22 protein-coding genes, 1 tRNA gene and 1 pseudogene are annotated in these 26024 nt (G+C 64.6%); 15 read left to right on the forward strand and 9 right to left on the reverse strand.

What is annotated here, in order from left to right:
• The first annotated feature begins 66 nt into the window (after positions 1–66).
• From AC1AZA_RS04130 to pyk, 6 genes are all read left to right on the forward strand, one after another.
• Entirely contained in the window at positions 67–963 is an 897-nt protein-coding gene (locus AC1AZA_RS04130; protein ID WP_476513459.1) for a bifunctional methylenetetrahydrofolate dehydrogenase/methenyltetrahydrofolate cyclohydrolase, read from the forward strand.
• 180 nt (positions 964–1143) lie between these two features.
• Complete coding sequence (gene rpsA / locus AC1AZA_RS04135; protein WP_476513460.1) at positions 1144–2622, forward strand: 30S ribosomal protein S1; 1479 nt, start codon at positions 1144–1146, stop codon at positions 2620–2622.
• Between the two features lie 182 nt (positions 2623–2804).
• On the forward strand, positions 2805–3485 hold the full coding sequence (gene coaE, locus AC1AZA_RS04140) for a dephospho-CoA kinase (RefSeq protein ID WP_476513461.1): 681 nt from the start codon (positions 2805–2807) through the stop codon (positions 3483–3485).
• Positions 3485–5596 carry an excinuclease ABC subunit UvrB gene (uvrB, locus tag AC1AZA_RS04145; protein WP_476513509.1) on the forward strand — a complete coding sequence of 704 codons (2112 nt, stop codon included), beginning with the start codon at positions 3485–3487 and terminating at the stop codon, positions 5594–5596. The genes coaE and uvrB overlap by 1 nt, the downstream gene beginning before the upstream one ends.
• Positions 5597–5654: 58 nt before the next feature.
• A complete protein-coding gene (locus AC1AZA_RS04150; RefSeq protein WP_476513462.1) occupies positions 5655–6662 on the forward strand; it encodes a TerC family protein in 1008 nt (335 codons plus the stop codon).
• A gap of 304 nt (positions 6663–6966) precedes the next feature.
• The gene (gene pyk, locus AC1AZA_RS04155) at positions 6967–8409 is read left to right on the forward strand and encodes a pyruvate kinase (RefSeq protein WP_476513463.1); all 1443 of its coding nucleotides are present in this window, start codon (positions 6967–6969) and stop codon (positions 8407–8409) included.
• A 194-nt stretch (positions 8410–8603) separates the two neighbouring features.
• Here pyk and AC1AZA_RS04160 read toward each other — a convergent pair whose 3' ends face one another.
• Entirely contained in the window at positions 8604–9209 is a 606-nt protein-coding gene (locus AC1AZA_RS04160) for an NUDIX domain-containing protein (RefSeq protein ID WP_476513464.1), read from the reverse strand.
• A 110-nt stretch (positions 9210–9319) separates the two neighbouring features.
• Between AC1AZA_RS04160 and AC1AZA_RS04165 the strand changes: the two genes are divergently transcribed.
• The 7 genes from AC1AZA_RS04165 (at position 9320) to AC1AZA_RS04195 (ending at position 17717) form a co-directional block, all read left to right on the forward strand.
• A tRNA-Leu gene (locus AC1AZA_RS04165) sits at positions 9320–9393 on the forward strand.
• Between the two features lie 89 nt (positions 9394–9482).
• Positions 9483–10076, forward strand: coding sequence for an ANTAR domain-containing response regulator (locus tag AC1AZA_RS04170; RefSeq protein WP_152350036.1), 594 nt, complete (start codon positions 9483–9485; stop codon positions 10074–10076).
• Between the two features lie 4 nt (positions 10077–10080).
• Positions 10081–12957: a DNA polymerase I gene (gene polA / locus AC1AZA_RS04175; protein ID WP_476513465.1), complete on the forward strand. Its 2877-nt coding sequence runs from the start codon at positions 10081–10083 to the stop codon at positions 12955–12957.
• 41 nt (positions 12958–12998) lie between these two features.
• Complete coding sequence (locus AC1AZA_RS04180) at positions 12999–13904, forward strand: Nif3-like dinuclear metal center hexameric protein (RefSeq protein ID WP_476513466.1); 906 nt, start codon at positions 12999–13001, stop codon at positions 13902–13904.
• Entirely contained in the window at positions 13897–14535 is a 639-nt protein-coding gene (locus tag AC1AZA_RS04185) for an NUDIX hydrolase (RefSeq protein ID WP_476513467.1), read from the forward strand. Before AC1AZA_RS04180 ends, AC1AZA_RS04185 begins: the two co-directional genes overlap by 8 nt.
• 136 nt (positions 14536–14671) lie before the next feature.
• Positions 14672–16795, forward strand: a complete 2124-nt coding sequence (gene glgX / locus AC1AZA_RS04190; RefSeq protein WP_476513510.1) for a glycogen debranching protein GlgX — start codon at positions 14672–14674, stop codon at positions 16793–16795.
• Between the two features lie 61 nt (positions 16796–16856).
• Positions 16857–17717 carry a hypothetical protein gene (locus tag AC1AZA_RS04195; RefSeq protein WP_476513468.1) on the forward strand — a complete coding sequence of 287 codons (861 nt, stop codon included), beginning with the start codon at positions 16857–16859 and terminating at the stop codon, positions 17715–17717.
• A gap of 13 nt (positions 17718–17730) precedes the next feature.
• Here AC1AZA_RS04195 and AC1AZA_RS04200 read toward each other — a convergent pair whose 3' ends face one another.
• The 3 genes from AC1AZA_RS04200 to AC1AZA_RS04210 form a co-directional block, all read right to left on the reverse strand.
• Entirely contained in the window at positions 17731–18279 is a 549-nt protein-coding gene (locus AC1AZA_RS04200) for a type 1 glutamine amidotransferase domain-containing protein (RefSeq protein ID WP_476513469.1), read from the reverse strand.
• A gap of 631 nt (positions 18280–18910) precedes the next feature.
• Positions 18911–19729 (reverse strand): class I SAM-dependent methyltransferase, encoded by an 819-nt coding sequence (locus AC1AZA_RS04205; RefSeq protein ID WP_476513470.1) that lies wholly within the window; start codon positions 19727–19729, stop codon positions 18911–18913.
• A gap of 143 nt (positions 19730–19872) precedes the next feature.
• Positions 19873–21276, reverse strand: coding sequence for an amino acid permease (locus AC1AZA_RS04210; protein ID WP_476513471.1), 1404 nt, complete (start codon positions 21274–21276; stop codon positions 19873–19875).
• Positions 21277–21571: 295 nt separating this feature from the next.
• On the opposite strand from AC1AZA_RS04210, the gene AC1AZA_RS04215 reads away from it, so the two are divergent.
• Positions 21572–21934, forward strand: a complete 363-nt coding sequence (locus AC1AZA_RS04215; RefSeq protein WP_476513472.1) for a hypothetical protein — start codon at positions 21572–21574, stop codon at positions 21932–21934.
• Between the two features lie 208 nt (positions 21935–22142).
• On the opposite strand, the gene AC1AZA_RS04220 is transcribed toward AC1AZA_RS04215, so the two are convergent.
• The 4 genes from AC1AZA_RS04220 to AC1AZA_RS04235 form a co-directional block, all read right to left on the reverse strand.
• The gene (locus AC1AZA_RS04220) at positions 22143–23162 is read right to left on the reverse strand and encodes a hypothetical protein (RefSeq protein ID WP_476513473.1); all 1020 of its coding nucleotides are present in this window, start codon (positions 23160–23162) and stop codon (positions 22143–22145) included.
• A 422-nt stretch (positions 23163–23584) separates the two neighbouring features.
• On the reverse strand, positions 23585–23986 hold the full coding sequence (locus tag AC1AZA_RS04225; RefSeq protein WP_476513474.1) for a helix-turn-helix domain-containing protein: 402 nt from the start codon (positions 23984–23986) through the stop codon (positions 23585–23587).
• A gap of 201 nt (positions 23987–24187) precedes the next feature.
• Positions 24188–24715, reverse strand: a complete 528-nt coding sequence (locus AC1AZA_RS04230; RefSeq protein WP_476513475.1) for a DUF3592 domain-containing protein — start codon at positions 24713–24715, stop codon at positions 24188–24190.
• Positions 24716–24874: 159 nt separating this feature from the next.
• Entirely contained in the window at positions 24875–25342 is a 468-nt protein-coding gene (locus AC1AZA_RS04235) for an aminoacyl-tRNA deacylase (RefSeq protein ID WP_476513476.1), read from the reverse strand.
• A 142-nt stretch (positions 25343–25484) separates the two neighbouring features.
• Here AC1AZA_RS04235 and AC1AZA_RS04240 point away from each other — a divergent pair, with 142 nt between their 5' ends.
• Positions 25485–25853 carry a hypothetical protein gene (locus tag AC1AZA_RS04240; RefSeq protein WP_476513477.1) on the forward strand — a complete coding sequence of 123 codons (369 nt, stop codon included), beginning with the start codon at positions 25485–25487 and terminating at the stop codon, positions 25851–25853.
• Here the strand turns inward: AC1AZA_RS04240 and AC1AZA_RS04245 are convergent.
• Positions 25843–26024, reverse strand: a pseudogene (locus AC1AZA_RS04245) (hypothetical protein); the annotation flags it as partial. The gene AC1AZA_RS04240 and the pseudogene AC1AZA_RS04245 overlap by 11 nt on opposite strands.

Raw genomic sequence — 26024 nt, forward strand, 5'->3', positions numbered from 1 at the left:
GACCCCCGTTGGCTGTAATTCACGATAGCCTATGACGGCAAGCAAAGCGAATGGGAGCGAAACGGTATGTCTTTGAAACTCGACGGCAAGCAGACGGCGGCGCACATCAAGGCGGATCTGGCCCGGCGCGTGGATCGGCTCAAGGAGCTGGGCGTAACGCCCGGACTCGGCACGCTGTTGGTCGGCAGCGACCCGGGATCGGTCAAGTACGTGGCCGGCAAGCACGCCGACTGCGAGGAAGTGGGCATCGCCTCGATCCGTCGCGACCTGCCCGCGGACGCGACCTTCGACGACATCGCCGCCGCCGTCCGCGACCTCAACGAGGACCCGGCCTGCACCGGCTACATCGTCCAGCTGCCGTTGCCCGAAGGCATCAACGGGAACGCCATCATCGACCTCATCGACCCGCGCAAGGATGCGGACGGCATGCATCCGTACAATCTGGGCGAGCTCGTGCTGCACCCGCACGGTGAGATCGCCACGCCGCTGCCGTGTACCCCCAACGGCGTGCTCACGCTGCTGGACCATTACGGCATCGAACTGGCCGGCAAGGAGGTGTGCGTGCTGGGCCGAGGCATCACCGTGGGGCGCACGATCGGCCTGCTGCTCACGCGCCGCGAGGTCAACGCGACCGTCACGCTGTGCCACACCCGCACCCGCGGCATCGAGGAACACATGCGCCGCGCGGACGTGATCGTGGCCGCCATGGGGTCGGCGGGGTTCGTCAAGCCGCAGGACGTCAAGCCGGGCGCCGTGCTGGTGGACGTGGGCGTGAGCCGCGTGTGGGATGACGAAGCCGGCCGCTACCGCATCAAGGGCGACGTGGACCGCGCCTGCTACGAGGTGGCGTCCGCCTACACGCCGAACCCGGGGGGAGTGGGGCCGATGACCCGCGCCATGCTGCTGAGCAACGTGGTGGGCATCGCCGAGCGTCAGGCCGGGCTTGCGGCGGGCGGACGCTGAGCGTCCTGTGCGGCGCGGCGGATCGTTCCCTCGGCGTGTCGCCGTTGCATCCCGGGCGTGTCGCATTCGTTCGTTTGGACATGCCACCCGGTACTGTTGAACTTCGCATGCGTAACGCGCGTGCGGCATAACTGAATATCGAGTAATATCCACCCATCTATTGAGAAACCATACATTTACATGGCAGAGAACAACACTGAAGTCACCAAGGTCGCGATCAACGACATCGGCACCGAGGAGGACTTCATCAAGGCAGTCGATTCCACCATCAAGAACTTCGACGATGGTGATCTGGTCGAGGGTACCGTCGTCAAGATCGATCACGACGAGGTCCTCCTGGATATCGGCTACAAGACCGAGGGCGTCATTCCCTCCCGTGAGCTTTCCATCAAGAAGGACGTCGATCCGGACGAGGTCGTCGAGGTCGGCGACACCATCGAGGCCCTTGTCGTCACCAAGGAAGACAAGGAAGGTCGTCTGATCCTGTCCAAGAAGCGCGCCCAGTACGAGCGCGCCTGGGGCGAGATCGAGAAGATCAAGGAGAACGACGGCGTCGTCGAGGGCACCGTCATCGAAGCCGTCAAGGGCGGCCTCATCGTCGACATCGGTCTGCGCGGCTTCCTGCCGGCCTCCCTGGTCGAGATGCGTCGCGTGCGCGACCTGTCCCCGTACATCGGCCAGAAGATCAAGGCCAAGATCCTCGAGCTCGACAAGAACCGCAACAACGTGGTCCTCTCCCGCCGCCAGTACCTCGAGGAGACCCAGTCCGAGGTGCGCGAGACCTTCCTGTCCCAGCTCAAGAAGGGCCAGATCCGCGAGGGCGTCGTGTCCTCCATCGTCAACTTCGGCGCGTTCGTCGACCTTGGCGGCGTGGACGGCCTCATTCACGTCTCCGAGCTGTCCTGGAAGCACATCGACCACCCGTCCGAGGTCGTCAAGGTCGGCGACAAGGTCACCGTCGAGGTGCTGGACGTCGATCTGGACCGCGAGCGCATCTCCCTGTCGCTCAAGGCCACCCAGGAGGATCCGTGGCAGCGCTTCGCCCGCACCCACGTCCCCGGCCAGATCGTCAAGGGCAAGGTCACCAAGATCGTGCAGTTCGGCGTGTTCATCTCCGTCGAGGACGGCATCGAGGGCCTGGTGCACATCTCCGAGCTCGCCAACCGTCACGTCGAGAACCCGGAGACCGTGGTCAAGCCGGGCGAAGAGGTGTTCGTCAAGGTGATCGACGTCGATCTCGATCGTCGCCGCATCTCCCTGTCCCTCAAGCAGGCCAACGACTCCGTCGACCCGGCTTCCGAGGACTTCGATCCGGCCATCTACGGCATGCCGGCCGAGTACGACGAGCAGGGCAACTACAAGTACCCCGAAGGCTTCGATCCGCAGACCAACGAGTGGATCCCCGGCTTCGAGAAGCAGCGCGAGGAGTGGGAGTCCCAGTACGCGGCCGCCCACGACCTGTGGGAGCAGCACAAGGCGTTCGTGGCCAAGGAGCTCGAGAACGCCGCCGCCTCCGCCGCGGAGGATGGCCAGGCTCCGAAGGAAGAGAAGGTCGAAGAGGTGTCCAACTACTCCTCCGAGAACACTTCCACCGGCACCCTCGCCGACTCCGACCAGCTCGCCGCCCTGCGCGACCAGCTGCTCGGCCAGAACAAGTGAGCCTTCCCGCTCGCTGAGTTGGTAGTTAACGGCTGACGTTAACGGCTGCAAGGGCCCGTTCCGCATGGTTGATTCCGTGTGGACGGGCCCTTTTCCATGCTCGGGCGACGGCCGGAATCCCAACCTTCCGGCCGGAAATATGCCCGAAGGTTTGCCACGCTGCGGCGTCGGACCGTGGCACAATGGGCGTCATGATGATTCGAGTGGGGCTCACGGGCGGGATCGCCGCGGGCAAGAGTACGGTGGCGGCGCGGTTGAAGGCCCTCGGTGCGGTGCGCATCGACTATGATGCGATCGCTCACGAGATCACGGCGCCCGGGGGAGCGGCGCTGTCGGCGATCGCGCGCGAGTTCGGCTCCGATGCGCTGGGACCCGACGGTTCGCTCAACCGCGCGTGGATGGCCGAGCATGTGTTCGGAGCCGAAGCGGCGACGGATGCGCGCGAGCGGCTGGACGCGATCGAGCATCCGCTGATCTACGACGAGGCGCGCTGGCAGGAGGTCAACGCCGTCATGGCCGCGGAGCGGCGCGGCGGCGAGGGAGATCGGACGCTCGTGGTGGTGCACGATATCCCGCTGCTGGCCGAGGTGATCGAATCCATGCCGTTCGGGTTCGACCATGTGGTCACCGTCGAGGCGCCGGAGGAGACGCGCATCGCACGCATGGAACAGACCCGCGGCATGACGCGTGAGCAGGCGGAGGACCGCATCCGCCACCAGTCCACGCCGGAGGAACGCAGGAAGATCGCCGACGCGGTGATCGACTCCACGCAGCCTCTCGAACAGATGTTTGCGCAGGTTGATAGGCTGTACGCCGGCTGGATGGCCGAATGCGAGGAATGCGGACACCGCGGGGAGGCATGATGGGATTCAACATCGAGCGGACGAACAGGCCATTCGTCGTCAAGTCGCCGTACAAGCCGTCGGGCGACCAGCCGCAGGCCATCGAGGAGCTGGCCACGCGCATCGAGAACGGCGAGAACGACGCGGTGCTCATGGGCGCCACCGGCACCGGCAAGACCGCCACCACCGCGTGGCTCATCGAACGGCTGCAGCGGCCCACGCTCATCATCGAGCCGAACAAGACGCTGGCGGCCCAGCTGTGCGCCGAGTTCCGCGAGCTCATGCCGGACAACGCCGTGAGCTACTTCGTGAGCTACTACGACTACTACCAGCCGGAAGCCTACATTCCCCAGACGGACACGTACATCGAGAAGGATTCCAACATCAACGACGACGTGGAGCGTCTGCGCCACGCCGCCACCGCGAACCTGCTCACCCGGCGCGACTGCGTGGTGGTGGCCACCGTCTCCTGCATCTACGGCCTGGGCACCCCGGAGGAGTACGCCGGGCGCATGCTCCTGTTGCGCGAGGGCCAGCAGATCGACCGCGACCAGTTGCTGCGCAAGTTCGTGGACATGCAGTACAAGCGCAACGACATCGCCTTCACGCGCGGCACGTTCCGTGTGAGGGGTGACACGGTGGAGATCATTCCCGTGTACGAGGAGCTTGCCGTGCGCATCGAGTTCTTCGGCGACGAGATAGACCGCATCTCCACGCTGCACCCGCTCACCGGCGACGAGATCGCGCACGAAAGCCAGGTGCACATCTTCCCGGCATCGCATTACGTGGCCGGTCCCGAACGCATGGAGCGGGCCCTGAAGACCATCCGTGAAGAGCTCGACCAGCGCACGGCGGAACTGCGCAAGCAGGGCAAGGAGCTCGAGGCGCAGCGCCTCACCATGCGCACCACGTACGATCTGGAAATGCTCACGCAGGTGGGCGTGTGCTCGGGCGTGGAGAACTATTCACGGCATTTCGACGGTCGTGCGCCCGGCACGCCGCCGCACACGCTGTTGGATTTCTTCCCGGATGATTTCCTGCTCGTCATCGATGAGTCGCATGTGACCGTCCCGCAGATCGGCGCCATGTACGAGGGCGACGCTTCCCGCAAGCGCACGCTCGTGGAGCACGGGTTCCGCCTGCCGTCCGCGATGGACAACCGCCCGCTCAAATGGCCGGAGTTCCTGGAGCGCGTGGGCCAGACCGTGTACCTGTCCGCCACCCCCGGCGACTACGAGCTGGGCCTGTCCGACGGGGTGGTCGAGCAGATCATCCGCCCGACCGGCCTGCTGGACCCGAAGGTGGAGGTCCGCCCGGTCGAGGGGCAGATCGACGACCTGCTGGCGGAGATCAAGGACCGCGTGGCCCGCAACGAGCGCGCCCTGGTCACCACGCTCACCAAGAAGATGGCCGAGGACCTGACGGCCTACCTGATCGAGCGGGACGTGAAGGTGGAGTACCTGCATTCCGACGTGGACACGCTGCGGCGCGTGGAGCTGCTGCGCGAGCTGAGGGAAGGCAAGATCGACGTGATCGTGGGCATCAACCTGCTGCGCGAGGGTCTGGATCTTCCCGAGGTTTCGCTCGTAGCCATCCTCGACGCGGACAAGGAGGGTTTCCTGCGCTCGTACCGTTCGCTCATCCAAACCATCGGCCGTGCGGCACGCAACGTGTCCGGCACGGTGATCATGTACGCGGACGAGGTGACCGACGCCATGCACAAGGCCATCGACGAGACCGAGCGCCGGCGCGCCAGGCAGATCGCGTACAACAAGGAGCACCACATCGACCCCAAGCCGCTCATCAAGAAGATCAGCGACGTCAACGACATGCTCGCCAAGGAGGACGTGGACACCCAGACCCTGCTTGCGGGCGGGTACCGCAACGCCGGCAAGGCGGGCAACACGCATCTGGGCGTGCCTGCGGCCAACGCCGCCGAAGCGCAGAAGCGCCACGAGGAGATCCTCAAGGCCGGCCTGCCCGCGCAGGACCTCGCCGATCTGATCCGACAGCTGAGCGAGCAGATGCACACCGCCGCCGAGCAGCTCCAGTTCGAGCTGGCGGCCCGTCTGCGCGACGAGATCCGCGACCTGAAGAAGGAGCTGCGCCAGATGACCAAGGCGCAGGAGTGACCGGCACGGAAACGGTCTCGCAATGTGGGCGTCAGCGCCCTTCCCTATGCTGGTCCGTATGGCTGAAACCCCTCTTGCGTTTGAAATCGGCACCTTCGTGGTGCTGGGCATATTCTTCGTGGTCGATCTGCTCATCATCGGCAGGCGTCCGCATATTCCGTCGACCAAGGAATGCGTGCGGCACATCGCGTTCTTCGTGGTCATGGCGCTGATCTTCGGCGCCTGCATCTGGGCCTTCGCCGGTTCCAAGCCGGCCATCGAGTTCTATTCCGGGTGGCTCACCGAGTACTCCCTGAGCATCGACAACCTGTTCGTGTTCGTCATCATCATGTCCAACTTCGCCGTGCCGAAGGTCTACCAGAAGTACGTGCTGTCCGTGGGCATCACCGTGGCGCTGGTCCTGCGCGGCTGCTTCATCCTCGTGGGCGCGGCGATCATCGAACGGTTCACGTGGGTGTTCTTCCTGTTCGGCGCGTTCCTGATCTACACGGCCATCGGACTGGTCAAGGGTGACGACGGCGACGAGGAATACCACGAGAACGGCGTGATCCGTGCGCTGCGCAAAGTGGTGAAGATCTCCGACGACTACGACGGCGAGAAGCTCAGGACCACCAAGGACGGCGTGAAGTACTGGACGCCGATGCTCATCGTGTTCCTGGCGATCGGCACCACGGACGTGATGTTCGCATTCGATTCCATCCCCGCCATCTTCGGTCTGACGAAGGATCCGTTCCTCGTGTTCACCTCCAACGTGTTCGCCCTGCTGGGCCTGCAGCAGCTGTACTTCCTGCTCGGCGCCCTGCTCGACAAGCTCGTCTACCTGCCGATGGGTCTTGCCGTGGTGCTGGGCTTCATCGGCGTCAAGCTCATCATGGAGGCGCTGCACGGCAATTCGCTGCCGTTCATCAACGGCGGCCGGCCCGTCTCGTGGGTGCCGGAGATCCCCACGTGGCTGTCGCTGGCGGTGATCGTCGTGTCGATCGGCGCGGCTGCGCTCGCATCCGTCCTGAAGATGAAATCCATGGAAACTTCGGGTGACGGCAAGACGGAGGTCACGGCCAAGTAGACCCGCGTACATGGTTTGACGCGCGGCGTGGCGGCGGTGGCCGTCGGGGTGCGCGACCCGTTCCGGGGCATCGCGTCAGGGGCGTTCCTTCCTTGGGGGGACGCCCCTGACGCGTTGTACGACGCTCCCTTTGCGGGGGCGACGGGGCCTCGGGCCGTTCGGAACGTCCAGCATGTGAGCGCTCACAACACGCGTGCCGCCTCAATCTCGACCACGTCCCCGAAAACTAGTAGACTGTCCCTTGGCAATTGAGAGGGTTTGGAAAAACCCCGTTACCACCAACTACAGGAATAGGCAGGCATTCATGCGCAAAGCCAAGATCGTAGATACCATCGGTCCCGCTACCGAATCGCTCGAGGGCATTACCAAGCTCGTTCAGGCCGGTATGGACGTTGCTCGTCTGAACCGTTCGCACGGCACCCCGGAGGATCACCTCAAGGTGTACAACAACGTGCGTCAGGCCGCTAAGGCCGCCGGCCGCAACGTGGCCGTGCTGGTCGATCTGCAGGGCCCGAAGATTCGCTGCGGCTGGTTCAAGAAGAACGCCGAGGGCGAGGACAAGGTCCAGCTCACCGAGGGCCAGGAGTTCGTCATCACCACCGACGACATCGAGGGTGACGAGCACATCACCTCCACTACCTTCAAGGGCCTGCCGGGCGACTGCCATCCGGGCGACCCGATCCTGATCGACGACGGCAAGGTCCGCCTCGAGGTCACCAAGGTCGAGGGCAACAACGTGCACACCAAGGTCGTCGTGGCCGGCCCGGTCTCCTCCCACAAGGGCATCAACCTGCCCGGCGTGGCCGTGAGCCTGCCCGCCCTGACCGAGAAGGACGAGGCCGATCTGCGCTGGGCCATCCGTACCGGCGCCGACATCATCGCCATGTCCTTCGTGCGTTTCGCCACCGACATCGACCGCGCCCACGAGATCATGGACGAGGAAGGCCGTCGCATCCCGATCGTCGCCAAGATCGAGAAGCCGCAGGCCCTCGCCAACCTCGAGGACATCGTCAAGACCTTCGACGGCATCATGGCCGCCCGTGGCGACATGGCCGTCGAGTGCCCGCTGGAAGAGGTCCCGCTGGCCACCAAGCGCATCATCGAGCTGTCCCGCAAGTACGCCAAGCCCGTGATCGTGGCCACTGAGGTGCTCGGCTCCATGGTTCACTCCCCGGTGCCGTCCCGCGCCGAGGCCTCCGACTGCGCCAACGCCGTGCTTGACGGCGCCGACGCAACCATGACCTCCAACGAGACCGCCGTCGGCGAGTACCCGGCCGTCACCGTCGCCACCATGGCCCGCATCTCCAACTTCGCCACCGAGCACGGCTTCGAGCGCATCCCGGAGCTGAAGAACCTGGACATGTCCGCCACCGGCGCTGTGTCCTCCGCCGCCGTGGATCTGGCCGAGAAGCTCAACGCCAAGGCGATCGTGGCCTACACCCAGACCGGCAACACCGTGCACCGCGTGTCCCGCGAGCGTCCGGCCACCCCGATCTACGCCCTGACCAACAACGAGCACACCTTCCACTGGCTGGCTCTGAGCTGGGGCACCGAGGCCTTCCTGCTGGACGAGGACTACCACGACATGTCCCGCAAGGATCTCATGGCCTTCACCGACGCCAACCTCAAGAAGGCCGGCAAGGTCGAGGACGGCGACAAGATCGTGGTTCTGAGCTCCGCCCAGGGCGATCACGAGCCCGGCCGCACCGACTCCATCTACGTGCACACCGTCGGCACCGCCGAGTGAGCGTAGCGGCGTAGTCCCGGGCCGAACAGCCCGGCAAACGCCGAGTCGCACATAGCGAGAGGCTCCCCTCACGGATTCCATGTGAGGGGAGCCTCTCTGCGTTGCGGCGTATGATGTCGGCGTATGACGCACATTGCGGGTGCATCATTTACCGCCGTCTGCCGCCGTCTGCCGCCGTCTTCGGGCGGACGGGGTCACGCCTCGCCGCCGAGAGTGTCCTGACCCGCGTGGGCGCGCAGGATGGCAATCATCGACTTCGCGTCGCAGATCGTGCCGTTGAGCACCATCTGGTAGGCATCCTCCAGCGGGAACATGCGCACGTTGAAGCGCGGGCTTTCCGGGCCGATGCTTTCCTCGCTGGCCACCGGGGTCAGGCCGGAGGCATAGAACAGGCACGTGTGCTGCGTGGAATAGCCCGGCGTGTTGAAGAAGCGGGAGAACTGCGCGTAGTGCTTGGCCTCGAAACCGGCTTCCTCACGCAGCTTGCGGATCGCCACGTCCAGCGGGCGTTCGCTCGGGGTGTTGGCGTGGCCCGCCGGCAGTTCGAGGGTCCAGCGGTGGTTGGCGATGCGGTACTGCTCGATGAGCGGGATTCTGCCGTCGTCGGTGATGGCAAGGATGGCGACGGTGTCCCCGTTGTTCTCGTGGATGAAGTAACGCTCGAATGCGCCGACCTGCGAGGATTCGAAGGCCACGTGGTCCACGTTGAAGTAGTGCGTCTCCACGATCTGGTCGCGCGTCACCTCACGAACGGGGGACGGACGCCACGGATCGAAGGGGCGGAAGGTTTTGTCTGCCATGAGGAACTCCTTTGGTTGGCTTTCCCTCCATTGTAATTCCGAAGATGCCCGCCGTGTCGTGCACGCGACGGTCGGACGAATATGGTACATTCTCTTGGAGCACCGAAAAGGCCCTCGTATCCCAATTGGTAGAGGAAGCAGCCTCAAAATCTGCGCAGTGTGGGTTCGAGTCCCACCGAGGGCACGTTGTTAGGTCCGCTCCGGGCGAACAGGGACGTACGCGCCGCCTGTGGGCCCCGGCGACATAGGAAAGGGGCTGTTGTGGCAGACGATATGAACTATGAGGATGATTCCACCCGTCGCAAGGTCGTAGTGGCCGAGGACGAGGCACTGATTCGCATGGACATCGTCGAGGCCCTGAACGATTCCGGCTATGACGTGGTGGGTCAGGCGGCCAACGGCGACGAAGCCGTGGAGCTCACCCGGGACCTCAAGCCGGACGTGGTGGTCATGGATGTCAAGATGCCCGGCAAGGACGGCATCACCGCCGCCACCGAGATCGCGGACATCGCCCCGGTTGTCATGCTCACCGCGTTCTCGCAGCGCAATCTGGTGGAGAAGGCCGCGGACGCCGGTGCCATGGCGTACGTCGTCAAGCCGTTCGTGCCGGAGAAGCTGCTGCCCGCCCTCGAGGTGGCCATTTCCCGCTTCGACCAGATCAATGCCCTGAAGGACGAGGTCACGGACATGAAGGCCCGCTTCGAGGCCCGCAAGCGCGTGGACCGCGCCAAGGGTCTGCTCATGGAGAACATGGGCCTGACCGAATCCGAGGCATTCCGCTGGATCCAGAAGACCTCCATGGACCGTCGCCTGACCATGCAGGAGGTGGCGGACGCCGTCATCGCGCAGGTCGAGGGCGATCGCTGAGTCCATGGCCTCGGTACAGGCCGAGCGCGGAACGCTGCTGGTCGTAGACGGCCATTCGCTGGCGTTCCGCGCCTTTTTTGCCATGCCCGTGGAGAATTTCTCCACATCCTCCGGTCAGGCCACCAACGCCGTGTGGGGTTTCGCCACCATGCTGGCGCAGGTGATCGAATCCGAGCATCCCACGCATCTGGCGGTGGCGTTCGACGTCAAGGGCGGCACCTTCCGCAACGAGCTCCTGCCGCAGTACAAGGGCACGCGCGAAGCCGCGCCGGAGGAACTGCTCACCCAGCTGCCGCTCATTCAGCGCATGCTTACGGCGCTTGGTGTCACGTACATCGAGAAGCCCGGTTACGAGGGTGATGACGTGATCGGTACGCTCGCCCGCATGGGGGATGGCGCCGGTTACCGTACGCTGGTGCTCTCCGGCGACCGCGACGCCTTCCAGCTCATCGACCGCAACGTCACCGTGCTCTATCCCGGGCATCATTTCAAGGATCTCAAGCACATGACGCCCGAGGCCGTGGAGGAGAAGTACCATGTCAGCCCCGAGCGATACCCGGATCTGGCGGCCCTGCGCGGCGAGACCGCAGACAACATTCCCGGTGTGCCCGGCGTGGGCGACGGGTTCGCGGCCAAGTGGATCAACCAGTTCGGTTCTCTGGACGGCGTGATCGAGCATGCCGATGAGATAGGCGGCAAGAAGGGTGAGGCCCTGCGTGCCAACATCGATCAGGTGCTGCTCAACCGTCGTGTGAATGCGCTGGTGACCGACCTCGATCTCGGCGTGGAAGTCACGGATCTCACGTTCGGCAAGATCGATTCCGCCGCGCTCGATGCCGTGTTCGCCGATCTGGAATTCGGTTCGCGCACCCGCAGCCGCGTACTCAAGGTCTTCTCCAACGGCGAGCCCGTAGTTGCCGGCCCTGCCGCTTCCGCGGCGGACGACGCTCCTGCGCTGCCCGAACTCGTTGCGGATGATGTCTCCGGCGCCGCGGCCCTGACGGCCTGGCTCGTAGCACACGGGCTTGCCGCCGATGGCGCGGGCGCAGCTCCCGGCGCTCCCATTCCACAGGACGGTCCCTGCACCGAGGCGGTATCCCGCGCATGGCTGCTGCATGCCGAAGGTTCTGCCAAGCCCGGGCGCGCGACCTGCACCGGCGTGGCGATCGTGGCCACGGACGGCCATGCTGCGCTTGCGAGCCGTGCCGCGCTGGACGCGGACCATGCTCTGGCGGCGGCGGTTCGCGACTTCGTTGCGGACCATATGGCATCCGCGGTGACCTACGGGTACAAGGAGCAGCGCCACATGCTCGCCGCGTGCGGCATCGGTCTCGACGATCTTCCCGCCCCGCTGTTCGACGTCCGTCTCGCCGGCTATCTGGTCCACCCCGATTTCCATTCGGAAACGATCGATCAGGCCGCCGAGCATTTCCTTGACATCCACGCCCAGGAGGACGGGGAGGAACAGGCCTCGCAGGGCGAGCTGGACATCGACTCCGGCACCCTCGACGCGCCGGATGCCGAGGACACCGCCAAGGACGGTGACGCCGCCGCAATCGCCGCCGAGCTGCACCGGATCGACCTCATCCGCCGGCTCGCCGTGCATCTGGCGCCGGTGATCGACGAACGCGGGCAGTACCGCCTGCTCGCCGGCATCGAGCTGCCGATCTCCCGCGTGCTCCAGCGCATGGAATCCGTGGGAGCGGCCGTGGACCTGAACCGCCTGACCTCCATGCGCGACACGTTCGCCGCAGACGCACGCCAGGCGCAGGAAATCGCATGGGACGCCGCCGGCACGCGCGTGAACCTGCAAAGCCCCAAGCAGCTGCAGCAGGTGCTCTTCGAGGACATGGGCCTGAAGCCCCTGCGCCGCACCAAGAGCGGTTCCTACACCACCAACGCGGCCACGTTGCAGAGCCTGTACGCCAAGTCCGTGGACAACGAGCGGGCCAACAACTTCCTGGGCGCCCTGCTGCGCCACCGGGAGACCAACAAGCTCAAGCAGATCGCCGCCACGCTCATCGACACGGTGAACCCGGACGATATGCGCATCCACACCACGTTCGAGCAGACCGTCGCCGCCACCGGCCGTTTGAGCTCCACGGACCCGAACCTGCAGAACATCCCGAACCGCAACGCGGCCGGACGCGAGATCCGTTCCGCGTTCGTGCCGGGGGAGGGCTACGAGTCGTTGCTGAGCTGCGACTATTCGCAGGTGGAGCTGCGCATCATGGCCGACCTGTCCGGCGACGAGGCGCTCATCGAGGCGTTCCGCTCCGGCATGGACTTCCACCGCTACGTGGCCAGCCTCGTCTACCAGCTGCCTATCGACGAGATCACCGCCGACCAGCGCAGCCACGTCAAGGCCATGAGCTACGGACTGGCCTACGGACTGAGCACCTACGGGCTGGCCCAGCAGCTGCGGATCAGTCCCGCCGCTGCGGACGTGCTCAAGGAGAAGTACTTCGCCACGTTCGGCAAGGTGCACGACTATCTGGAATCGCTGGTTGCACAGGCCCGGCGCGACGGCTACACCGAAACGATGTTCGGCCGCCGCCGCTACTTCCCGGGGCTCAAGTCCCCGAACCGTAATGTGCGCGACGCCGCCGAACGCGGTGCGCTCAACGCGCCCATCCAGGGTTCCGCGGCGGACATCATGAAGATCGCCATGATCCGCGCGGACGATGCGCTGCGCGAGGCCGGCGTGCGCAGCCGGATCATCCTGCAGATCCACGACGAACTCGTGGTCGAGGTGGCCCACGGCGAGGCCGAACGGGTGACCGGTCTGGTGCGAGACGCCATGGAGCACGCCGTCTCGCTCGCCGTGCCGCTGGACGTGTCCACCGGCATCGGCTCGGACTGGCAGCTCGCCGCGCACTAGATCGATACCGGGCAAGATCCGGGCAAGGGAAAGGACGTGCGATGCCGAATCTCAAACAGGTCGTGGACGTGCTGGAGCGGCTCTACCCGCTGCGCTATGCCGAACAGTGGGACGAGCCCGGGCTCGTCGTAGGCGCGCTCGAGAGACCTGTCACGCGCATCTGCTGCGCGGTGGACCCCACGTCCGCAGTGGTCGACGAGGCCATCGAGCGCGGTGCGGACCTGCTCGTCTGTCACCATCCGCTGTTCTTCCGCGCGGTCCACCGCATCAGCGGCCTTGGCTTCCGCGGGGATATCGTCAACCGGCTCGTAGGGCACGGCTGCGCGCTGTGGGTGGGCCACACCAACGCCGATTCCGCCTACCGGGGCGTGGCCTGGGCCGCCGCCGACCTGTTCGGCCTCGCCGCCGGCCACCGTCCGCTCGTCCCCATCGCCGACCCGTCCACGGAACACGCGGTGGGTCTGGGACGCGTGGGCGAGCTGCCGGAGCCGATGCGGCTCATCGACTTCGCCCGCCGCGTGGCCCGTACGCTGCCCCACACCGAACTCGGCGTACAGGTGTGCGGCGACATCGAGGCCCCTGTGCGCCGCGTGGCGTTGCTGCCGGGATCCGGCGACTCCATGTTCGACGAGGTGCGCGCCAGCGGCGCCGATGTGTACGTGACCAGCGACCTGAGGCACCATCCGGTCACCGATGCCGTCGAACAGGCCCGCTACGAGGCGCGCATGCGGGCGCACGGCATCCGGCTCGGCTCCGGCGGCCCCGGCGAGGACGCGCGCATCCGTCCGGCGTTCATCAACACGCCGCATTCGGCCATCGAATCCCTGTGGTTCACCTATGCATTGGAGGACATTCCCGCAGCCGTCTTGGCCGACACGGGCGAGACGGTGGCGATCGAACGCATCGAGCGCAACACCGACCCGTGGGAGGCGACCATCCATGACTGAACGCGAAGGCACCCCGATCGGCGGTTCCCCGGTCGATGGAGCATTGGAGAAGACGTCCGACGGCGTGGACATGAACCGGCCGGCCACGATCGTCTCGCACGAGACGGTGTGGCGCGGCGTGGTCTTCGACGTGGACGACATGCGCATCGACCTGCACCGCCACGACGGGGGCGTCACGCCCATCCGGCGGCAGGTCACCCGCCACCGGCCGTGCGTGGTCATGCTCGTGCACGACGTGCCGCGCGACCTCTACCTCATGGAGCGCGAATACCGCGCCGGCTCGGACCGCTACGCCTACGGGCTGCCGGCCGGGCTCATTGACCCGGGGGAGGACGTGGAGCAGGCCGCGCTGCGCGAGCTGGCGGAGGAGACCGGCGTGGCGCCGGACGGCGAAGGCTCCCTGCGCATCGACCACGTGGGCGCGTTCTACTCGTCCGAAGGCATGAGCGACGAACTCGCCAACATCATGGTCGTCCACCTCGACGCCTGGCATGCCGTGCCGCGGCACTTCGATGCGGACGAGCATGTGGAGTCCGCGTGGGTGCCATTCGATCGTCTGTTCGCCGTGGGCGTGACGTCCTCCAACTCCCAGATCGCCCTTCTGCACGAGGCGCTCAGGCGCAAGGCGTAGCAACGGCGGCGGACTCGTCGGGGGAATGGTGGAGTCCATCGTTTGATGTTTCGTGATTCAGCGATTGTTCACCGAATACGCCGACTTTGGCGGAAAGCGGTGAGATACTGAAGATATGCAGATCAGACCAGGATCGATGTATCCGCTCGGTTCCAACTACGATGGCGCCGGCGTGAATTTCGCTCTCTTCTCCCAGGTGGCCGAGAAGGTTGAGCTGTGCCTCTTCGACGACGACGGCAGCAACGAGCGCCGCATCCAAATGACGGAACAGAACTCCTACGTATGGCACAACTACGTGCCGGGCCTCCAGCCGGGCCAGCTGTACGGCTACCGCGTCTACGGCCCGTACGATCCGGACCGCGGCCTTAGGTGCAATCCGAGCAAGCTGCTGCTCGACCCGTATGCCAAGGCCATCGCCGGCATGGCAGACGGCGATGAAAGCCTGTTCTCGTACTGGTTCAAGAGTCCCGGCGACGCCCATGCGATGAACGACCTCGACTCCGCCGCCCACACCATGAAGTCCGCAGTCATCAACCCCTACTTCGACTGGGGCAACGACCAGCATCCGCGCATCCCTTACCACGATTCCGTGATCTACGAGGCCCACGTGCGCGGCATGACGAACCTCAACGACCGCGTGCCCCCGGAGATCCGCGGCACCTACGCCGGCCTCGCGTACCCGACCGTCATCGAATACCTCAAGAAGCTGGGCGTCACCGCCATCGAGCTCATGCCCATCCACCAGTTCGTCAACGACTCGTTCCTGCAGGAGAAGGGCCTCAACAACTACTGGGGCTACAACACCATCGGCTTCTTCGCCCCGCACAACGGCTACTCCGGCTCCGGCGAGCACGGCGAGCAGGTCAACGAGTTCAAGTCCATGGTCAAGGCCTACCATCAGGCCGGCATGGAGGTCATCCTCGACGTGGTGTACAACCACACCGCCGAAGGCAACCACATGGGCCCCACGCTGAGCTTCAAGGGCATCGACAACCAGAACTACTACCGTCTGGTGGACAACAGCCCCCGTCACTACTTCGACACCACCGGCACCGGCAACTCGCTGCTCATGCGCTCGCCGCGCGCCCTGCAGCTCATCACCGACTCGCTGCGCTACTGGGTCACCGAAATGCACGTGGACGGCTTCCGCTTCGATCTGGCCGCCACGCTGGCCCGCCAGTTCCAGGAGGTGGACAAGCTGTCCGCGTTCTTCGACATCGTCGAGCAGGACCCGGTCATCAGCCGCGTCAAGCTCATCGCCGAACCGTGGGACCTCGGTTCCGGCGGCTACCAGGTGGGTGGTTTCCCGTCGAGCTGGTCCGAATGGAACGGCCGCTACCGCGACTGCGTGCGCGACTTCTGGCGCTCGCAGCCGTCCACGCTGCCCGAGTTCGCCAGCCGACTGCTCGGCAGTTCCGACCTCTATCAGGTCAACGGCCGCCGCCCGGTCGCCTCGGTGAACTTCATCACCGCGCACGACGGCTTCACCCTCAACGATCTGGTGAGCTACAACGACAAGCACAACGAGGCCAACGGCGAGGGCAACCGGGACGGCGAAAGCCACAACCGTTCATGGAACTGCGGCGTGGAAGGTCCCACCAAGATCCACGATGTGACCGAACTGCGCGCCCGCCAGTGCCGCAACTTCATGGCCACGTTGCTCCTGAGTCAGGGCATCCCCATGATCTGCGGCGGCGACGAGATCCGCCGCACCCAGCAGGGCAACAACAACGCCTACTGCCAGGACAACGAGATCTCCTGGACGAACTGGGAGATGGGCCCCGAGCAGTCGCAGATGTGGGAGTTCACGCAGAAGCTCATCCACCTGCGTCTCAAGCACCCCGTGCTGCACCGCCGTCGCTTCTTCACCGGGCGCAAGGCGGGAGACACGTCCGACATTGTGCCGCAGGTCGAATGGTTCGACCACACCGGATCGATCATGGACCGCACCGACTGGGACAACACCCACGCCCTGACCGTGATGGTCTACCTTAACGGTCAGGACATCCCGGAGAAGGACTGGTTCGGCACGTCGATGATCGACAACAACTTCCTGCTCATCTTCAATGCCTATTACGAGCCCATCGTGTTCACGCTGCCCGGCGAACGCTACGGCAAGAAGTGGAAGCTCGTGGTGGACACGTATAACCCGGACGGGCCGGAGCTGCGGTACGAGGCCGGGTTCGCCATCACCGCGCAGCCGCGTAGCCTCATGCTGCTCATGAGCGCGGAGAAGCCCGAACGCCCCAAGGACTTCTGAGTTTCAGACGTCTGTGGACGCCGTTACCGCCATACACCGTTGCCATAGAAAGGCATGAACCATGCGCATCATCGAGACCTTCCGGCGCGGCAAGCACGCCGACCAGTCACTCAACGAGGACGGCATGCTGGTACGCGAGCGAGACGGGTTCGCCGCCGTCGTGGACGGGGTGACCAGCAAGAGCGTGCGTAGGCCGTGGCAGCCCACCGGCGGCGTGGTCGCCAAGGACCTTGCGCTCGCCGCGCTGCAGGACGTACCGGCTGATGCCTCCATGCGTAGCGTTCAGCGTGCCGTGGACGAGCGCTTCCGCACGGCGTACCGTGAGCATGAGCTCGGCTATGACGTGTTCGTCGCCGAACCGCTCGAACGCATGCAGGCCAACGCCGTGGTGTACAGCGCGGCCCACGGCGAGGCATGGCTGTTCGGTGACTGCCAGATTCTGGTCAACGGCGTGGCGACACCGACCGTCAAGCACGTGGATGATCTGCTGGGGGAGGTGCGCGCCTTTGCCGCGCGCGGACTGGCGTTGCAGCGCGAGGCGGGGGAACCCGATCCGCAGATCGATGCCGGGACGCTTGCGGCGGCCGGCGGCGACCCGGCCCGTGCGATGATCATGCCGTTCCTGCGTCTGCAGTCCCGGTTCGCCAACCGCCGCGGCGAGTGGGGCTACTTCGTGTTCGACGGCTTCACCGACTATGAATGGCCGGTGACGGCGGTGCCCGTAGCTCCCGGCGACGAGGTGGTGCTCGCCTCCGACGGCTACCCGCTGCTCAGGCCCACACTGGCCGAGTCGGAGGCCGAGCTCGCCCGCCTGCACCGCGAGGACCCGGCGCTGACCGGCCATGAATACCGCAGCACCAAGGGCTTTACGCCGGATCTGGAATCCTTCGACGACCGCACCTACCTGCGGTTCGTGGCGTAGCTGCTGGTCTGGCTCAGGCCAGCGCCTCCTTGATGGCACCCACGAAGTAATCGAGGTCGTCGGGCTTGCGCGAGGTGATGAGCTTCCAGCCGTTCGCATCGTCCACCGTGAGCTGGCTATCCACGTAATGGCCGCCCGCATTCTCGATGTCGGCGGCGATGTACCGGCACGGCGAGGCGGTCTTGCCGGCGATGAGGTCCGCGTTCACCAGCAGCCAGGCGCCGTGGCAGATCGCGGCGATCGGCTTGCTCTCGTGCGCGAATTCCTGCGCGAGTTCGATGGCGTCCTGATTCACGCGGATGCGGTCCACGTTGCAGGTGCCGCCGGGGATCACGAGCAGGTCGTAGTCGGCCGCCTGCACGTCCGCCAGCAGCGCATCCGGCGTCAGCGTTTCACCTTCGTAACGGTCATGCTGCACGGTTTCGCACGGGTCGAGCGTGGTGGCGGCGAGCGTCACCTGCGCGCCCGCGGCCTTGAGGTCGCGCAGCGGACGCGTCAGCTCGGTTTCCTCGATGCCCCAGTTGTTCACGATGATCAGCACCTTGGCGTTCTCGATGGCCATGGTTCCTCCTTGTGCCGTAATTGTTGCCGCGCCTTATGCCGTATTTCCGGCGCGTATTGCACTCCCATTATGCGCCCACCCGCCTGACTGGCGGCGCTCGCACGCACCCCCGCTTCGCGCGGCTCGCGCGGCTCACCTGTCCTCACACGCGCATGGCTCACCCATCCGCGCTCACCTACCTGTCCCACCCGCGCCTGTCCGTTCCCGCATGGCTCGCCCGTCCGCGCTCGGCTTGCCTGTCCATGTGGCTCGCCCCGCGTCCCCTGCCCCCGCCCGCGCTCATCTGCTCCCGCGCACGCCTATCTGCGCCCACCTGCGGGAATGGGGAATGTAAATTACGGGCTGTGCGGGCCGAAATCGACGATTCGCAGCGCTATCGGGTCGCAAATCGGGCGAAAAACGGCCCGATCATGCTGTGAATTGCAGATTTCGGTCCGCGCAGCCCGTATTTTGGCGCGGGTCGTGTTGTGTGTGCCGCGTCACGGCCAGTGCCATGCCGAGTGCGCAGTGCAGTTCCGAGTAGCGTAGCGCCGAGCAGTACCGCGTTGTGCCGAGCTGCACACGGTCAGTGCCGAGCAGTGCCGAGCCGCGTCAAACCGTGCCGAGCCGCCTGCCGCAGCCGTCCTCCCAGTCAGCCCCTACGCAGTTCGGCCAAGGCCGCATAGTGCAGCACCTCGAATCGGGGCGGGGCGATGCGTTCGAGCATGGCCATGTGCTCCTTTTCCCATGCGGCCACCCGCTCCGGCGAAAGCGATGCGCCGATGCCCCGGCACGCCTTCATCCGACCGTTCCAGCTTTCCCTGGTGAACGGCACCTTCATCAGGCGTTCCTCGTGATGGACGAGCTCGAACCCGGCCGCCGCGTAGCAGTCCGGAATGGCGATCGGGTGCATGCGCTCGCCGGCACCGCTCCAATGCGGACTGTATTCGAGTACGAGCCGCTCGCTGGCACCGGCGATGGCATCGTCAAACGGCAGCCATTCCATGACCATCACGAGCAGACGGCCGTCCGGTTTGAGCAGACGGTGCAGCTTGCGGCACAGGGTCTCATGGTCGAAGTACCAGAAGCATTGGCATGCGGTGACCACGTCGAACGAGAGGTCCGGAAAGTCGACGTTCTCCGCGGCGGACACCCGGTATTCGATGCCCCGCCCGGGCAGCTTCGAGGGCAGCTTCGAGGGCAGCTCCGCGGAGAGCCGGCGCGCCTGCTCGATCTGCGACTCGGAGATGTCCACGCCAACCCACGATGCCCCGTACCGTGCCATGTTGCGCGGCAGCACGCCGGTGCCGGTGGCCAGATCCAGCACGCGCTGCCCATCCCGGCACAGGCCGCGGTCGAGGATCATCCGGTAGAACTCCGGCGGGTAGATGTCCCGGTATTTCGCGTAGTCGGACGATGTGCGTCCCCAGTCGAACGGCGTCCCTCCGTCTATATGCTCGTCGATGATCATCGCGTTCCTCCTCAATTCCGCCGTTGCTCGCGGCCGCGTCACGCCCATCATACGGCCGCAACGGCAACCCCGCAGGGAAACGGATGTTCGGGCCGCAGCCGGCCACAGTATCGCGCGCATGCTGCGTGGTGCGGGGAAGGGCGTCAGCGGTCCCGGCGCCGCTCCAGCAGGCGGTATGCGCCGTAGCACAGCGCCACGAACGGCACCATGCAGTACAGGGTGGAGCGTTGCGTCTCGTCCAGCGCCACCAGCGCCAGTGCGCCCACGCACATCACGATCGCCGCCCACGGCAGCACGGGGAAGCCCGGCGCACGGTATCCCAGCTCGTTGAGGCCGTGCCCCGCCGCCGCCCATTCGCGGCGGAACCGGATGTGGCACACACACACGGAAAGCCACACCACCAGCGTGGCCAGTCCGGACACCGCCACCAGTACCAGATACACGGTGGACGCGGCCACCACGGAAGACAGCAGCGCCAGCAGAGAGCCGGCCATGGAGAACAGCACCGCCCACACGGGCACGCCATGGAAGTTCGTCTGCGCAAACCTCGCCGGAATGAGCCGTTCCCTGGCGAGCGACCACACCATGCGCGAGCACACGTACAGTCCGGAGTTCGCGGCGGAAAGCACCGCCGTGAGGACTACGAAGTTCATCACGTCGCCTGCGAACGGCATGCCGATCGACTGGAAGACCAGCACGAACGGACTGGTCTCCACGCCCGCCGCATGCCAGGGGATGAGCGCGGCCATCACGAGGATCGACCCGATGAAGAACACGGCCAGACGCAGCACGGTGGTGTGCACGGCCTTCGGAATCGCCGTGGACGGATCCTTCGTCTCCCCGGCCGCCACGGCCACCACTTCGGTGCCGGAGAACGCGAACACCACGGTCAGGAGCGTGGAGAAGACCGGTGCGAACTCGTTGGGGAACCAGCCGTCGGCAGTGAAGTTGCCGAACAGCGGCGCGTGCGTGTACCCGGCGATCGGAATCGCGCCGAAGATTGCGAGCAAGCCGATCACGATGAACACGACGATGGCGAACACCTTGATCGAGGCGAACCAGAACTCCGCCTCGCCGTAGAGTCGCACGGAAAGGATGTTGAGCGCGAACACCGCCGCAATGAACACGGCCGACCATGCCCACGCCGGCGAGGACGGGAACCAGCGCTGCATCAGCAGTCCCGCCGCGGTGAATTCGCTGGCGAGCGCCACGGCCCAGTTGAGCCAGTAGAGGACGGCGATCACGAATGCGGTGCCGGGGCCGATGAACCGTTTGGCGTACAGGTGGAAGCTGCCGGCGTACGGCATGGCCACGGACAGTTCCCCGAGCGAGACCATCACGCAGTAGACGAGCAGGGAGCCGACCGTGTAGGCGAGGATCGCGCCGAGCGGTCCGGCCTGGTGGATGGTGTAGCCGGAGGAGACGAACAGGCCGGTGCCGATCACGCCGCCGAGGGAGATCATCGTCAGATGGCGGGATTCCATGCGCCTCTCGAGGCCGGTGCGCTCGCCTGCGCTGTTGCCGTCGGTCGTTCCGGCATCCGTCATGCTGTGGCTCCTTAGATCGTGCGCCTGTTGCCTGCGCCTGCGCTGGTTCGTCGCGCATGATTGCCGCGCGGCGACTACCGTATGATACCAACCCGCGGATGCGAAGGCGGCCGGATAGGACGGTGCGTGAGAGCGGCGGCAGAGGTGCGGTACTGCACGGGAGTTGGTTGGGTGCGTCGATCGGCGTGCCATGCGACGGCGGTCCGTATGATGGTCCGGGCCCGGCTGCGCCCGATTCCGCGGCGGAGCCGGCCATGATGAAACAGAGGAATCGATTCCGAAGGAAAGGAATACAGTGAAGAAAATCATCACCGTGATGGCAGGAACGGCCGCTCTTCTGACCCTGTGCGCATGCGGATCCGCGCCGGCTGCGAGCCAGCAGTCCTCCGAGTCGGCCGCGGCGGCGGAGCCGGCGCTGCAGTCCATTACGGTCACGTACGACGGCCCCACCGATCCGGGCACCGCGATCAACGACCTCACCAACCTGAAGGTCGAGGGCAAGTACAGCGACGGCGAGACGAAGGCACCGGAAGGCTGCCAGCTGCTCAGCGCCGTCACGCTCAAGCCGGCGACGGGCTCTCTGGTCACCGTGACCTGCGGCGACGTGACCGGCGACGTGATCGTCACCGGTGCGGGCGACTCCGGCGCTGCGAAGTAACGCAAAGGTCCGGCTGCGTCCACGATTCCGGCCGGTGCGATGTTCCACCGGCCGGGGTGTGTCGGCGCATCTTCACCGGACAGTATGTCGGCCGAAGTAGCTGAAGAAGCGGAATGACAGACAGAACGGCCTAGGCGCAAGTGCCATCATCCCGTTTTCCGGGCGTGCCATCTGTGCCTTTGGGGCGGATTCGGGCTCGCAATCCCCGTCAGAGCATCTTCCAGCTGACCCATTCGTCGTAACTCATCTCTGGAATGCCTTCCGGAGGAAGGGGAATGCGGCGGAAGGGATCGGAATCCCGCAGATAGGTCTCTGCCCATTGCAGATAGTCTGCGAGCAGGTCGGCATGGGGCGCGTCGGCACCCCTGTCCGTGACGACCCTGCGCAGCAGCGCCACCGTCTTCTCGTACTCCTTGTGACGCACAATATCGGTGCGAAGCCGGTCAAGCGTGCCAACCCATCGCTCGTATTGGGCCGCCTTCCGCCGCAGTTCTTCCATCCGGCGGGCTTGTTCCAGCCGCTCGGCCTCCTCCCGCTTTCGTCTTTCGGCAAGTTCCCGGGCCCTGTCGGATACCAGCTGGATTTTGCCGAGCATGTTTCGCAGTTTGCTTTCCAGCTTCACGGTAGCCGTGTCCTCGATAAGGAAACGTTCATAGGGGCTTTTGCGGATTTCAACTCTCATGATGTCCGTGGTGACATAGTCGTAGGCGGGATAGCGCGGCCAATGCCATCGTTCGCTTTCCTTGCGTTCCTCCTCGCTGGGAACGTGCTTCACCCGCTTCGTCTTCATGCTCACGCGCACGGTAATGGGGGCATCGCCTGCGTCGATCGTAAAAAGATCGGGGCCGGGGAAGATGCTTCGTCTGCGACCTGTCCACTGATCCGTCTCATACGTTGACGGATTGGCGGTCACCGTCCATCCGCGGCGAAGGGATTCCCGGACCAGTGCGTGCAGTATGAGCAATGCGCGCTGGCATTGATCGGACGGAACGTCCAGTCGTTTCCTATGATTCATCAGTTCCCGTATGGCGGGATGCGGCCGGCGGATCTGGGAAGGAATCTGGACGACCTGCATGGCGTTGCCGGTCTTGTTGCCTTGCGATGACGATACATCGTCGTTGTGTGCCGATGCTGTGGTCGGCTCTTGTCCGGTCGTTTGTATTTCTTCGGGTGTTATGCATGAGATGCCGATCTCATGGCGTTTTGACCGGCGTTGTTTTTGACTCATATCTTCGGGAGTCGTCGTGCTTATACACACCTTCCGGGCAACCGTTGCCGATCCATCGCAATACTGCCAGCTGTGCATCGTTAAGTGGTGTTCTGTCCGCTCCCGCACCACTATTATGACCGCTGCCGCGTACATGGCGCTCTACGGATGGCTTGTGCTGGGGTGCGGACTATTGGGATCATGCCCGATGAGACGAGATAGTACGGTCTGATGTTGCGGATGGCCGTAAGGTAGCCTTCCACCCACGCAGGATTCTTGCCCAGATCATCGATGAATGCGCGACGGGCCTCTTCGAGCACGTCGACGGAGAATTCCGGATCGAACAGATGGTGGTCGGCGAACGTGAGCAGTACGTCGGTCAGTCAGGTGTGCGGGAAGATGTTCGCATCAAGGAAGGCGACAACCATGCAACTGTCCCCGATTCAGCTGAAGCGTGCCAGATAGGCCTTGTAGTCGATATCGTCCAGACCGCCTTTGTCGGCCGCTTCGCGCATGTCCTCGAGGGCCTCGCGCCCGCGTGATTCCGACCGGTCCCGATAGGAGATGACCTTGGCGCGCGAAACCATGCGATTGCCTTTGTCCCCGTAGCGCACGAACGGTATCTCGCCGGAGTCGAGGATGCGGGCGACGGTCTTCGCGGAGACGCCGAGGATCTGCGCGGCCTCGCCTGTGGTGATCATCCCCTGCGGTTCGGCATGCACGATGGCGTCGAACGCGCGTCGAAGCTCGTCGGCATCCAGCGGATATGCCTTGCCATCGCCTGTGGTGATGTACGCGGAACCCTTGCCGATCTGGGAGATGGGAATCGCCTCGAACGTGGTCATAGCCGCCTCATTTCCGATAAGTCTCATCTCCAGTCTACCTATCATCGGACATTCCGGCAATATCGGACAGATCGGACAAGTCGCAGCTATGCGCGAAGGCGGCGATTCACGGCATGACAACGACTGTACGACACGGCAAACCCACCCGGCGTACGGATCTCCAGCCAACTTTTCGTCTGCATCACCCCGGCGGCTGGCGAATCACCGGTGTAACGCTATCGCTACGGGCAGTACGGCCGTGAATGCGAGACACATGATCGTCATTATGCCGTACAGAATCAGCGGAGAAGAGTCGCCCTTCACCACGTACCGATTCGGGTCGGCCGGATCATACAGGATCGTTACGGCCTCTCCCACCTCGTACTGCGGAGGGGATGACGCCACCGAGTATTTCTGCTCGTAGGTCCCTTCGGCTGTTGCATACCGGAACACCGGCGTCCAGGTGTCCGAGGAATCATCATCGGACGGATCGGCCGGATTGAGGATCATCTGGATTACCGTGCCGTCGGTGAATTCGGTGCAGTCTCCTCGCAAGGTTATTTCGTTGATCAGGGATCCGGCGCTCGGCACCAGCAGGATCGCTCCAACGAGGGTGAATAATCCGCAGAAGAAGGCCCACGACCATCTACTCCAGAAACTTTGGCCGTTTCCGGTGCTGCGGACGGGTTGCCGATCGGTGCCGTAAAAGTCGTATGATGATTCGGGACTTCCGTGAGCGTCTGATGCCATGATTCCTGCTTTCCGCGGGTTTCTGCGATACCGCATGCAGATGGCCGCTGACGTTGCGGAGCATTGTGATTCCAAGCATACCAGAGAATCTCGGGTCATGTCCCGGGTTCCATGCCGATGCCGACATTTGACTGTCGATGAGTTGCGCAATGCGGTTGTCTACTTCAGGTATGCGTCGCTGTCGAAGTAGCCGGCGATGTCGTTGCTGTCGACGATGAGTGTTGGCGTGATGGCGAGCGTGTGATGCGCATCCTCCGTGCCGCAGTACACCGTGCCGTGCTCCAGAAGTCTGCTGTCGAAGAACATGCGCACGCCGTCCAGGAACAGCGGTCCGACCATGCCGACGTCGTAACCCGTGCGCTCCTTGACAAGTTCCGGTGATGCCAGATGAATCTGGTGCAATCCCAAGGCGCGGCCGAGCTGACGCCACTTCAGGTGTCCCGTGGCGGAAGCGACGACGGCGAACACGCCCTCCTTGGCTTCGACGATGTAGGTGGCCGCCGCCCTGGTGATGTCGAACACTCTCGCGCCGGACTCCAAGTCGACGATCGCGGTCTCATGCGCTATGATTCGGGCCTGATCGGGATGCAACTCCGCGAACTGCCTGATTCGTTCATAATTGGCCATGGCACTCACCTTCCGGTCGATGAAGTTCCACCTGCTTGTTATTGCTCCTCATTATCCATCGTTTCGTCCCGGACGCCTTGGGAATCGCAGTAATTCATGTTGCTGGGGCCGGTGACGTGACCGGGCTGAAAAGAGTGATGTGGTGTTCGAGCAAACGCCGGAAGGAGCGCCTTGGCAACCATTCATGACTTCACTGTCACCACTGTCGATGGCGATTAGGAAAAGCCTTGCCGATTACCGGGGAGAGGTGCTGTTGGTGGTGACCATTGCCGCGCACTGCGGCTTCACTCCACGGCTCGAAGGACCGGAAGCCTTGCAGCGGGCATATCATGGACGGGGCTGCGACGTATTGGGATTTCCCTGCGACCAGTTTGCGAATCAGGCGCCTGAGTCCTCGGAAGAAATCAGTGCCATCTGCCGATTGTCCTATGGGGTGGAATTCCCCACGTTCGCCACAATCAACGTAAATGGAACGGATGCCGACCCTTTGTACGTGTGGCTCAGGCAGTAGCAAAGCGGCATGCTGTACCGTCAAGGGTCTCTTTGCCAATGGTGGCGGCGATGGCGATGACGCCGAGCAGGATGCTCACGCCGAGGCTGGTCAGTCCCACGTAGTCGGCGGGGACGTGCTTCTTGAACGCCTGCACGAGTGCGGGCGTGACGAGGGCGACGATGCCGGAGG

It is taken from the genome of Bifidobacterium sp. LH_389 (assembly GCF_056357235.1).